The 11,254-nt window shown below is 73.3% G+C and carries 9 protein-coding genes; 5 read left to right on the forward strand and 4 right to left on the reverse strand.

The features are described 5' to 3' along the window. The coding region (locus IE249_RS16650) for a hypothetical protein (RefSeq protein ID WP_229858678.1) at nucleotides 1-317 on the forward strand (317 nt) is incomplete at its 5' end. Beyond that, nucleotides 314-898 (forward strand): hypothetical protein, encoded by a 585-nt coding sequence (locus IE249_RS16655; protein ID WP_189705607.1) that lies wholly within the window; start codon nucleotides 314-316, stop codon nucleotides 896-898. The genes IE249_RS16650 and IE249_RS16655, both read left to right, overlap by 4 nt. On the opposite strand, the gene IE249_RS16660 is transcribed toward IE249_RS16655, so the two are convergent. Then, nucleotides 846-1,772 (reverse strand): EamA family transporter, encoded by a 927-nt coding sequence (locus IE249_RS16660; RefSeq protein WP_189705608.1) that lies wholly within the window; start codon nucleotides 1,770-1,772, stop codon nucleotides 846-848. The genes IE249_RS16655 and IE249_RS16660 overlap by 53 nt on opposite strands. A 128-nt stretch (nucleotides 1,773-1,900) precedes the next feature. Here IE249_RS16660 and IE249_RS16665 point away from each other — a divergent pair, with 128 nt between their 5' ends. From IE249_RS16665 to IE249_RS16675, 3 genes are all read left to right on the forward strand, one after another. Beyond that, entirely contained in the window at nucleotides 1,901-2,818 is a 918-nt protein-coding gene (locus IE249_RS16665) for a LysR family transcriptional regulator (protein ID WP_189705609.1), read from the forward strand. A gap of 269 nt (nucleotides 2,819-3,087) precedes the next feature. Then, nucleotides 3,088-5,019, forward strand: a complete 1,932-nt coding sequence (locus IE249_RS16670) for a glycoside hydrolase family 3 protein (RefSeq protein WP_189705610.1) — start codon at nucleotides 3,088-3,090, stop codon at nucleotides 5,017-5,019. Between the two features lie 143 nt (nucleotides 5,020-5,162). After that, the gene (locus IE249_RS16675; protein WP_189705729.1) at nucleotides 5,163-5,798 is read left to right on the forward strand and encodes a hypothetical protein; all 636 of its coding nucleotides are present in this window, start codon (nucleotides 5,163-5,165) and stop codon (nucleotides 5,796-5,798) included. 70 nt (nucleotides 5,799-5,868) lie between these two features. Here the strand turns inward: IE249_RS16675 and IE249_RS16680 are convergent, their stop codons facing one another. The 3 genes from IE249_RS16680 to IE249_RS16690 form a co-directional block, all read right to left on the reverse strand. Next, nucleotides 5,869-7,323, reverse strand: a complete 1,455-nt coding sequence (locus IE249_RS16680) for a S28 family serine protease (protein ID WP_189705611.1) — start codon at nucleotides 7,321-7,323, stop codon at nucleotides 5,869-5,871. A gap of 108 nt (nucleotides 7,324-7,431) precedes the next feature. Next, on the reverse strand, nucleotides 7,432-7,821 hold the full coding sequence (locus IE249_RS16685; protein WP_189705612.1) for a hypothetical protein: 390 nt from the start codon (nucleotides 7,819-7,821) through the stop codon (nucleotides 7,432-7,434). A gap of 104 nt (nucleotides 7,822-7,925) precedes the next feature. Further along, on the reverse strand, nucleotides 7,926-11,254 hold a 3,329-nt coding region (locus tag IE249_RS16690), incomplete at its 5' end, for an ABC transporter ATP-binding protein (protein WP_229858682.1).

Here is an 11,254-nt window from a genome sequence, read left to right on the forward strand (position 1 = left end):
CCGGGCTGCGCACGGCCTGGGACTGGATTCAGGTGATCGCTTCCTGTGGGGCGGTGGTCTGGGGCTGGCTGGTGCAGCGCCGGGACCACCGCAGAAAGCTGCTCGACCCTCCCACGCCCGCCCGGGCCCGCGCGGCCAGACGTGACCAGTCCCGGCGCACCCCGGGGCTGGTCGTCGCCGGCCGGTTCCTCGTCCTGCTCGCGGCTCCCGTCCTCCCGGCCGCCATGGCCTTCGCCGTCGGCTGGCTCATCGCCGCATTCACCGTCCGCGAGTACCCCAGCGAGGTCGGCGCCCGCCGGTGGCTGGAGGAGCGGTGACCCCCACAAGGGTCACGCGTACGTCCGCCAAGGCGCCGGCGGCCCGTATCTACCGTCCCAAGTCCGGGGCCCGTATGGGCGGCGTCCTCTTCTTGGCCGCCGGCCTGTTCCTCCTGCTCGCCTCGGGCGCCGGCTTCGCCTACGCCACCGGGCTGGCCGGTACCCCCGGCCGCTTCTACGCGGAGTCCCCCGAACAAGTGATCGACGGCGGCCGGGGTGGCTACCACACCCACACCGTGTGGCACGGCACCTTCCGGTCGGACGACGGGAAGATGACGGACAGTCACGCCGATCTCGACGACGGTGGTGACGGGGACGCGCCGGTGCCCGTCACCCGGGCAGCGTGGGACGACTACTACGTCGCGAAGCCGGGCTACGTCCTCGGCTGGGTGTTCGCGTTCTTCCTCGGAGGGTGTCTCCTCTGCGCTGCCCTGCCCCCGCTCCGCTTCGGGCGACCGTTCGGTCGCAGGGAGCGGGACGCTCCCGGGTGGGTCCGCGGGACCATGACCGTCTCCTGGTGGTGTCTGGTCACCTGCGCGCCGGCAGGGGCAGCGGCTCTCGCCCTGGCCGTCGTCGGATGAGCCGGGGCTCGGGGGACGGGCGGCGCTGGGGCAGGGAGGTCAGGGCCACTCCACCCACCAGGAGCGCGGCCGCGCACCAGCGCAGGGGGGTGATGGGCTCGCCCAGGACGAGGGTCGCGGACGTCATGCCGAAGACCGGGACCAGGAGGGAGAACGGGGCGACCGTGGACGCCGGGTGGTTGCGCAGGAGCCATCCCCAGGCGCCGAAGCCGAACACCGTGGTGACCCAGGCGACGTAGAGGACCGTGCCCGCGCCCTGCCAGTCCAGGGCGCGCAGGGCGGCGAGGTCGCGCGAGGGGCCCTCCAGGAGGAGGGACAGGGCGAGCAGGGGCAGGACGGGGACCGTGCTCACCCAGACCATGAAGTTCAGCGCGTCCGGGGGCGCCGCCTTCCGGGTCAGGACGTTGGACACGCCCCAGCAGGCCGCCGCGGCGACGACCAGGGCGAAGGCGCCCAGCGGCCCCGAGGCGCCCTCGTCGACGGCGGCCACGGCGATGCCGGCCAGGGCCACCGTCATGCCCGCGAGGCGCCGCCGCGAGGGCCGTTCGCCCAGCGCGACGCAGGCGAACAGGGCCGTGAACACCGCCTGGATCTGCAGCACCAGCGAGGACAGCCCGGCCGGCATCCCCTGGTCCATGCCCACGAAGAGGAGCCCGAACTTCGCCACGCCCAGCGCCAGTCCCACCGCCACGATCCACCTCCACGGCACCTTCGGGCGCCCCACGAAGAGGACGGCGGGCAGCGCGGCGGCCAGGAAGCGCAGGGCCGAGAACAGCAGGGGCGGGAAGTGGCCGAGGCCGATCTCGATGACGGTGAAGTTCACGCCCCAGACGGCGGCGACGAGAACGGCGAGGAGAACATGGGCTGGTCGCATGCGTCGAGGATCACTTCCCTTGACCATGAAGCACCAGCGATGATTGATGGAGTGTTGGGTGAAGCATTGCTAATCGGTTCCATCGGTCCCAGCGGTCCCACCGGTCCCGCGAACGGCAGGAGTTACCCGTGCTCGATCTGCAGCGTCTGCGTGCCCTGCACGCCGTCTCCGTGCACGGCAGCGTCGGGGCGGCGGCCCTCGCGCTCGGCTACACCTCCTCGGCCGTGTCCCAGCAGATCGCCAAGCTGGAGCGTGAGACGCGGACGGTACTCCTGGAGCGGGCCGGGCGTGGCGTGCGGCTCACCGACGAGGCGCACCAACTGGTCAACACCGCGAGCGAGTTGCTGGCCATCGTGGAGCGGGCCGAGACCGAGCTGGAGGAGCGGCGCGGGGTGCCGGCCGGGCGGCTGACCGTGGCCGCGTTCCCCTCGGCGGCCCGCGGCCTGCTGCCGCCGGTCCTCGCGGACCTGGCCCGGCGCCACCCCGGCCTGGACGCGCGGCTCACCGAGATCGACCCCCACCTGTCCGTCGGCCTCGTCGCCAAGGGCGCCGTCGACCTGGCCGTCGCGCACGACTGGGACATCGCGCCGCTGCCCGCGCCCGAGGGGGTCGAGCACGCGGCCATCGGCGAGGACCTGTGCGATCTGCTGGTGCCCGTGGGCCACCGGCTCGCGGGGCGCAGCGGGGTACGGCGCTCGGAGCTGGGCGGCGAGCGCTGGGTCTGCCAGCCGCCGGGGCGGGTCTGCCACGACTGGCTGCTGCGGACCCTGCGCGCGGCGGGCCACGAGCCGGAGGTCGTCCACCAGGCCGAGGAGAACCCCACGCTCGTCGCGCTGGTCGCCGCCGGACTCGGCGTGGCGCTGATCCCGCGGCTGGGCCGCGGTCCGCTGCCCGAGGGGGTCGTCGAGGTGCCGCTCGACCCCATGCCCGTAAGGCGGCTGTACGCGCTGTGGCGCGTGGGCGCCGCCCGTCGCCCGGCGATCGCGGAGACGGTACGCACCCTGAGGCGGCACTGGCCCGACGTGGCCGCGCCCCAGCACCGGTGACCTTCCGCGCCCACCCCGACTCCCCCGCCTCGGTGGCCCCACCCCGGCGGCCCCTCCGCCCCCTCCGCCCACCCCCGTACCGACTTCCCTGAACGCCCCCCGACCGGGGAACCCGCGCACCGCCCCGCTCGTCCAACCGGCGAGCCTCCGGACGAGTCTGCGCGGTGCGGTGTCGGCCCTCGCTGCTGGCTGCGATCGCCGACCACCCTCTCCTCCGCACCGCGCCCGGCGGCACGCCGCCATCGGTGCGCCCCCCTCCAACTGCACCGATGGCGGCCCCTTTCCGGCTGCGCGTTCCCTTGACTGGCAGAAACTTCCCGGATATTGGTGACTCCTTGGAAGTTTCCTTCAACGGAACACCTCCGGAAGGAGCGCACGTGCAAGACTCCACACGCCCCTCCAGACGCACCGTTCTCACCGCCACCGCGGGACTCACCGCCGCCCTCGCGGTCGACGGCACGGCGGCCGGCGCCGCGCACGCCGCCCCACCCGCCGGTGACCGCCGCCTGAGCGCCCTCATCTCCCGGATGACGCTGGAGGAGAAGGTCGGCCAGCTGTTCGTGATGCGGGTCTACGGCCATTCCGCCACCGATCCCGACCAGGCCGACATCGACGCCAACCTCAAGGAGATCGGCGTCCGCACCGCCGCCGAGCTGATCGCCAAGTACCGCGTCGGCGGCATCATCTACTTCACCTGGGCGCACAACACCCGCGACCCGCACCAGATCGCCGCCCTCTCCAACGGCATCCAGCACGCCTCCCTCGCCCAGCCGCGCGGTCTGCCCGTGCTGGTCACCACCGACCAGGAGCACGGCATCGTGTGCCGGGTGGGCAAGCCGGCCACGCTCTTCCCGGGCGCCATGGCGATCGGGGCCGGCGGTTCGCGCGCCGACGCCCGCACCCTCGGCCGCATCTCCGGCGCCGAGCTGCGCGCCATCGGCATCAACCAGGACTACTCCCCCGACGCCGACGTGAACGTCAACCCGGCCAACCCGGTCATCGGCGTACGGTCCTTCGGTGCCGACCCGGAGGCCGTGGCCGGGCTGGTGGCCGCCGAGGTGAAGGGCTATCAGGGCTCGCGGGTCGCCGCGACCGCCAAGCACTTCCCCGGGCACGGCGACACGGCCGTCGACAGCCACTACGGCTTCCCGGTCATCACGCACAGCCGCGAGCTGTGGGAGAAGCTGGACGCGGTGCCGTTCCGGGCCGCGATCAAGGCCGGGATCGACTGCGTCATGACCGCGCACATCCAGTTCCCGGCGCTCGACGACTCCGGCGACCCGGCCACCCTCTCCCACCCGATCCTCACCGGCATCCTGCGCGGCGAACTCGGCTACGACGGCGTCGTGGTCACCGACTCGCTCGGCATGGAGGGCGTGCGCACCAAGTACGGCGACGACCGGGTGCCGGTGCTCGCCCTGAAGGCGGGCGTCGACCAGTTGCTCAACCCGCCCTCCCTCGACGTCGCCTGGAACGCCGTGCTGAAGGCCGTGCGCGACGGCGAGCTCACCGAGGCACGGCTCGACGAATCGATCCTGCGCATTCTGCGGCTCAAGGCGCGCCTCGGCCTGTTCGAGGAGCCGTACGCCGGCGGGGCCGGCGTGGACCGCACGGTGGGCACCCGGCAGCACCTGGCCGAGGCCGACCGCATCGCCGAGCGCACCACGACCCTGCTGGCCAACGAGGGCCGGCTGCTGCCCCTGTCCCGGCGCACGCACCGCAGACTGCTGGTGGTCGGTGCCGATCCGGCCTCCCCCTCGGGCACCACCGGCCCGCCCACCGGCGTGCTCGCGGCCGCCCTGGACGAGCTCGGCTTCACCGCCACCGCCCTGTCCACCGGCATCACCCCGTCCGCCGCGGTCATCGACCAGGCGGTCGCGGCGGCCGGGGACGCGGACGCGGTGGTGGTCGGGACGTACAACGTCACCGCGGGCAGCACGCAGCGGACCCTGGTCGAGCGGCTGGTCGCCACCGGGAAGCCGGTCGTCGCCGTCGCCGTCCGCAACCCCTACGACATCGCCCAACTGCCGTCCGTACCGGCCTATTTGGCCACCTACTCCTGGACGGACGTGGAGCTGCGCGCCGCCGCGCGGGTGATCGCCGGCCGGGTCCGGCCGCGCGGGAAACTGCCGGTGCCGGTGCAGCGGGCGGACGATCCGGCGAAGGTGCTGTACCCCATCGGATACGGCCTGTCGTACTAGCCGGGTCCGACACGGCGGGCGTACGAGACGTACGCCGCGCACCCGGCGGAACACCGCACCATGACCCGAACCATCCCATACGCCTGGCGTGGCCCACCGCCGCGGGTCACGCTGGACCGGGCGGGATGATCGGGGGGATGGCGATGGGTGCGAGACGGTCCGTCGGGGCGGGGGCCGCGCTGCTCGCCGCCCTGCTGGCCCTCACCGGCTGCCAGAAGACGTCCGGAGGGGCCGGGCGGGAGGGGCCGAAGGGGCGGCCCGGCGGCACCTCCGCCTCCGCGCGGCCCTCCGGCCACGGCGCGGTCTTCCTCGGGGTGGGCGAGTGCAGTTCCTTCGGCACCACCAGCTTCACCGAGGTGCCGTGCGACGGCGAGCGGGCGGCGGCCCGGGTGGTCGCCCGCTTCGACGGGGACCCGGACCACGGCCCGGCCTGCCCCGCGACCACCGACTTCGTCCTGCACATCAGCGCCCAGCGGCCCCCGGCCGGCGCGGCCGGCGACCGGGCCGTGCCCCGGGGCTACGCCTGCATGCGCGACCTCGAACCCCCGCACCCGGGCGACCCCGGCGGCGGGGGCGGGCCGCGCACGATCGTCGGCGACTGCGTCTACGGCGCCGGCCGGGGCGAGGTGCGGGAGACCGCGTGCGACGGGACGGGGAAGCGGAAACCCGAGTACCGGGTGGTCCGGGCGGTCGCCCACCGCTCCCAGTGCCCGCCGGCCACCGCGCTCTACGTGCAGCTGGGCGGCGAGGAGCCGGTGGGCTGCGCCCGGAGACTGTGAGGCGAGTCCCCGGGCGAGCCACCCGGACCGGACACGGCACCGCGAGGGCCGGTCACCCTCCGACGGCCGGTCACGGCCTCAGGGCCGGCTCCCGTTCCACGTCGCGCACGTCCAGCTTCGCGTCGTAGCGCGCCAGCGGCTTCGCCGCCGAGGGGTCGGAGGCGACCGCCGGGCTCGCGACACCGGCCCAGCTCAGGATCCGGGCGGTGGCCAGCGCCTTCTGGTCAGCGACCAGACCGGCCACGTTGGCCCCGTGGTTCATCCCGGGGGCGGTGAAGACGTAGGAGTCGCGTGCCCCGTGGCCGAGGCGGAAGCGCTCCGAGCCCCAGGGGTCGTTCTGGCCGTAGACGAAGAGCATGTGGTGTGCGTGGTGGCGCACCCAGCTGTCCACGTCCCGCATCGCGTTCGGCTGGAACCGCATCGGGATCGAGCGGGGCACGAAGTTGCGCGGCGGCTGGTAGCCGTAGCGGATCAGCTTCTTCTCGATGTGCGGGAAGTGGATCGTCGGCGCGCCGAGCTGGGTGCCCGCCTGGTAGTAGTACGGCGTGTAGGTCTCCAGGCCCTGGTCGGTGTAGGCAAAGAAGCCGGAGATGGTGTCGACGGAGTCCCAGATCTGCTGGTCGGTGGCGTTCTCGGCGTCGGCCGGGACGGTGTCGCAGTCCTTCAGCAGGCTGTACTGCCAAAAGCCCCAGACGTAGTCGAGGACGACCGCCTCGTAGGCCTTGTCGAGGCTGCCGATGGTGGTGAAGGTGTAGCCGTTGTCGGCGGCGTACTGCGCGTACTTCTTCTCCAGCGGCTCGCGGCGCACCAGGGCCTCGCGCTGGACGGCGCCCAGCCGGTCGCGGCACTCCTTGGTGCCGACGGTGGCGAAGAAGCGGTCGTAGGCGGAGTCCTCGTTGTTCACGACGTCGTTGGGCGCCACGTAGGCGACCACGCCGTCCATGTCACGCGGGTAGAAGCGCTCGTAGTAGGTGGCCGTCATGCCGCCCTTGGAGCCGCCGGTGGCTATCCAGTTGTGCGGGTAGAGCGGCTTGAGGGCCTGGAAGATGCGGTGCTGGTCGCTCGCCGCCTGCCAGATGTCGAGCTTGGACCAGTCGGCCGGGGCCGGGCGGGAGGGGGTGAAGAAGCGGTACTCCATGGAGACCTGGTTGCCGTCCACGATCTGGGTCGGCTCGCGGCGGCTGGGGGTGGTGGAGACGTTGTAGCCGCCGGTGTAGAAGACGGTCGGGCGGTCGACTCCCTTGTGCAGCACGGTGATCCGCTGCTGGAAGGTGCCCTTGGAGGGGTGCCGGTGGTCGACCGGCTGGGTGTAGTTCAGGACGAAGTAGCGGTAGCCGGGGTAGGGCTTCTCCTCGATCAGGCTCATGCCCCTGATGGCCAGGAGCCGGTCGAGGACGTCGGTGTCGCCGCTGCTCGCCGTGGTGTTCGTGGCCTCCGGCCGGGCCGCGGCGGTGGCCGCCCCCGCCGTGCTCATGGTGCCGATGAACACCGCGAGCGCCAGCAGCCATCTGAGCGCCTTGCGCATGCACACTCCCCTGTGAGACAGATGTGCGCCGGAAGCTATCGGAGCAACTCGCCTCCGCACCAGGGGAGTCGGCGATTCAGCGGGGGATTCGCGAGCCCTTTCGGCCGTTCAGCACAGGATCCAGCCGCTTGCCACCGAGCCGGATGCCACGGCTCCGGAGACCCGTACGCAGCGGTGGCCGGCGTGCACGGTGACCGGGCCGGCGTGGTAGGAGTAGCGGCCCTTGTCGGTGACCGCGCGGTTGCCGCGGGCCTGCACGGTGACCGACATCCACTGCTTGCGGCCCGGGTGGTCGGGGGTGGTCAGCGCGCAGACGTAGCCGTCGCGCTTGTAGACGTGGACCGTGCCGGTGGTGAAGGGCAGCGTCTTGACCTCGCGGCCCGGGCAGGTGGAGGAGGCCGCCTGGGCGGTGCCGGGCACGGCGAGAGCCAGCAGTCCCGATCCGGTCAGCACCGCCAGGCCCAACCCGGCCCGCCGCCGTATCGCAGCACTGTCCACGATCGATCCTCCCCCTTGCGACACGCGTCTGGACGTACAGGCGTACGGATGTACGGACGCACGACGTACCCCGAATGGTTGCCCGGACGGGCCCCCTGCCGTCGTCAGCGGGACGCGCCGACCGGTTCCTCCGGCTCGGGAGCGCCGACGAAGGTCCGCCACAGTGCGGCGTACCGCCCGTCGAGGGCGAGGAGTTCCTCGTGCGTGCCGTCCTCGGCGATCCGGCCGTGGTCCATCACCACGACCCGGTCGGCGCGGGCGGCCGTCGTCAGCCGGTGCGCGACCACCAGGGTCGTACGGCGGCCCGCGAGCCGGTCGGTGGCCCGGTTGACCTGGGCCTCGGTGGCGAGGTCGAGGGCGGCCGTCGCCTCGTCGAGCAACAGCACGTCCGGGTCGACGAGTTCGGCGCGGGCCAGGGCGATGAGCTGGCGCTGCCCGGCCGACAGGTTCCGGCCGCGCTCGGCGACCTCGTGCAGATAGCCGCCGGCCAGGGTGGCGATCATCTCGTGCGCGCCGACCGCCCGGGCCGCGGCCTCCACCTCGGCGTCGGTGGCGTCGGGGCGGCCGTAGGCGATGGCGTCGCGGACGGTGCCGGGGAAGAGGTACGCCTCCTGCGGTACGACGCCGAGCCGGTGCCGGTACGCCGTCAGGTCCAGCTCGCGCAGGTCCGTGCCGTCGGCGGTGACCCGGCCGCCGGTCGGGTCGTAGAACCGGGCGACCAGCTTGACCAGGGTCGACTTGCCCGCGCCGGTCTCGCCGACGAAGGCGACGGTCTGCCCGGCGGGGATGCGCAGGTCGACGCCGGTCAGGGCCTCCTCGCCGTCGCCGTAGGCGAAGTGGACGTCCTCGAAGGCGATCTCGCCGCGCAGCGCGGGCACGTCGAGGGGCGCGTCGGCGGCCCGGGTGGAGGTGGGCTCCTGGAGCAGTTCCTGGATGCGGCCGAGGGAGACGGATGCCTGCTGGTAGCCGTCGAAGACCTGGGAGAGCTGCTGGACGGGCGCGAAGAACAGGTCGATGTAGAGCAGGTACGCCACCAGGGCGCCCGTGGTGAGCGTGGCCGCCTCCACCCGGCCGGCGCCCGCGATCAGCACGGAGGCGGCGGCCACCGAGGACAGCAGCTGCACGAAGGGGAAGTAGACGGAGATCAGCCACTGGCCGCGGATACGGGCCCGGCGGTAGCTGTCGCTGCGCTCGGCGAAGCGGCGCCCGCCGTCGCGCTCGCGCCGGAAGGCCTGCACGATCCTGAGCCCGGCCACCGTCTCCTGGAGGTCCGCGTTGACCACGGACACCCGCTCGCGGGCGAGCTGGTACGCCTTGACGCTGGCCCGGCGGAAGAAGAAGGTGGCGACGATCAGCGGGGGCAGGGTGGCGAAGACGACCAGCGCCAGCTCCACGTCGATCACCAGCAGGGCGACCATGATGCCGAAGAAGGTGACCACCGAGACGAACGCCGTGACCAGGCCGGTCTGCAGGAACGTGGACAGCGCGTCCACGTCGGTCGTCATGCGCGTCATGATCCGGCCGGTCAGCTCGCGCTCGTAGTAGTCCAGGCCGAGCCGCTGGAGCTGGGCGAAGATCTTCAGCCGCAGCGCGTACAGCACGCGCTCGCCGGTGCGGCCGGTCAGGCGGGTCTCGCCGGTCTGCGCCGCCCACTGGGCGAGCACGACGAACAGGCCGAGCAGCGAGGCCGTCCAGACGGCGCCGAGGGCCGTCCTGCTCACGCCCTGGTCGATGCCGTGCCGGATCAGGACGGGCAGCAGCAGGCCGGCGCCGGCGTCCACGGCGACCAGGGCGAGGCTGACCAGGAGGGGCAGGCCGAAGCCGTGCAGCAGGCGGCGCAGGCCGTAGGAGGCCTCGGGGCGCACCGCGCGTTCCTCGTCGACGTCCGGGGTGTCGGTGGCGGGCGGCAGCGCCTCGACCTGGGCCAGCAGCTCGGGGGTGGCGGGGGTGCCGGCCATCGCCGCGTCCCTCGGTTCGCGCTCGCCCGACCACAGCTTGGGCGTGATCCCGCGCTCGGCGTCGAACTCGGCGTCCAGTTCCTCCCGTACGGAGGTGTCCTCCGGCGGGGCGGCGGGCGGGGCGTGGCCCGGGGAGACGCCGCCGAGTTCGTCGGGGTCGGTGAGCAGGCGGCGGTAGAGCGCGCAGCGCTCCTGGAGCTCGGCGTGGGTGCCGATGTCGGCGAGGCGGCCGCCGTCGAGGACGGCGATGCGGTCGGCGAGGTTGAGGGTGGAGCGGCGGTGGGCGATGAGGAGGGTGGTGCGGCCCTCCATGACCTGGCGCAGCGCCTCGTGGATCTCGTGCTCGACGCGGGCGTCGACGGCGGAGGTGGCGTCGTCCAGGACGAGCAGGCGCGGGTCGGTGAGGATGGCGCGGGCCAGGGCGACGCGCTGGCGCTGGCCGCCGGAGAGGGTCAGGCCCTGCTCGCCGACCTTGGTGTCGTAGCCCTCCGGCAGCTCGGTGATGAAGCGGTGCGCCTGGGCGGCGCGGGCGGCGGCCTCGATCTGCTCGTCGGTGGCGTCGGGGCGGCCGTAGGCGATGTTGGCGCGGACGGTGTCGGAGAAGAGGAAGGAGTCCTCGGGGACCAGTCCTATCGCGGCCCGCAGCGAGTCGAGGGTGAGCTCGCGCACGTCGTGGCCGCCGACGAGGACGGCGCCGCGGCTGACGTCGTAGAAGCGGGGCAGCAGGAGGGAGAGGGTGGACTTGCCGGAGCCGGAGGAGCCGACGACGGCGAGGGTCTCGCCGGGGCGGATCTCGAAGCTGAGCCCTTCGAGGACCGGGGTGGCCGTGCCCACCTCCTGCTCGTAGCCGAAGGAGACGTCGTCGAACTCGACGGTCGCGGGGGCGTCGGCGGGCAGTTCGAGGGTGCCGTCGGTGAGCGTGGGCTCGGTGTCGATCAGCTCCAGCACGCGTTCGGTGCTGGCGCGGGCCTGCTGGCCGACCGTGAGGACGACGGCGAGCATGCGGACCGGGCCGACGAGCTGGGCGAGGTAGGTGGAGAAGGCGACGAAGGTGCCGAGGGTGATGTGGCCCTCCACCGCCAGCCAGCCGCCGAGGGCCAGCATGGCGACCTGGCCCAGCGCGGGGACGGCCTGGAGGGCGGGCGTGAAGCGGGCGTTCAGCCGGATCGTGCGCAGGCGGCCGGCGAAGAGCCGGCGGCCCACCTCGCGCAGTTTGCCGGTCTCCTGCTCCTCCTGCCCGAAGCCCTTCACCACGCGTACGCCGCCGACCGCGCCGTCGACCACACCGGCGACGGCGGCGGCCTGGGCCTGCGCGTACCAGGTGGCCGGGTGCAGTTTCGTACGGCTGCGGCGGGCGATCCAGCCGAGGGCGGGGGCGACGGCGAGGGCGACCAGGGTCAGCGGCAGCGACAGCCAGGCCATGATGACCAGGGAGATCAGGAACAGCAGGACGTTGCCGATGGTCATCGGCAGCA

The organism is Streptomyces anandii JCM 4720 (genome assembly GCF_014650655.1).
Taxonomy (GTDB): Bacteria; Actinomycetota; Actinomycetes; order Streptomycetales; family Streptomycetaceae; genus Streptomyces; species Streptomyces anandii.

What these genes read in the sequence shown, in the direction of transcription:
- IE249_RS16675 (WP_189705729.1), top strand. Translation starts at nt 5,163, where the DNA reads ATGGGTGCGAGACGGTCCGTCGGGGCGGGGGCCGCGCTGCTCGCCGCC.
- IE249_RS16670 (WP_189705610.1), top strand. Translation starts at nt 3,088, where the DNA reads ATGGCGGCCCCTTTCCGGCTGCGCGTTCCCTTGACTGGCAGAAACTTC.
- IE249_RS16660 (WP_189705608.1), bottom strand. Translation starts at nt 1,772, where the DNA reads ATGCGACCAGCCCATGTTCTCCTCGCCGTTCTCGTCGCCGCCGTCTGG.
- IE249_RS16680 (WP_189705611.1), bottom strand. Translation starts at nt 7,323, where the DNA reads ATGCGCAAGGCGCTCAGATGGCTGCTGGCGCTCGCGGTGTTCATCGGC.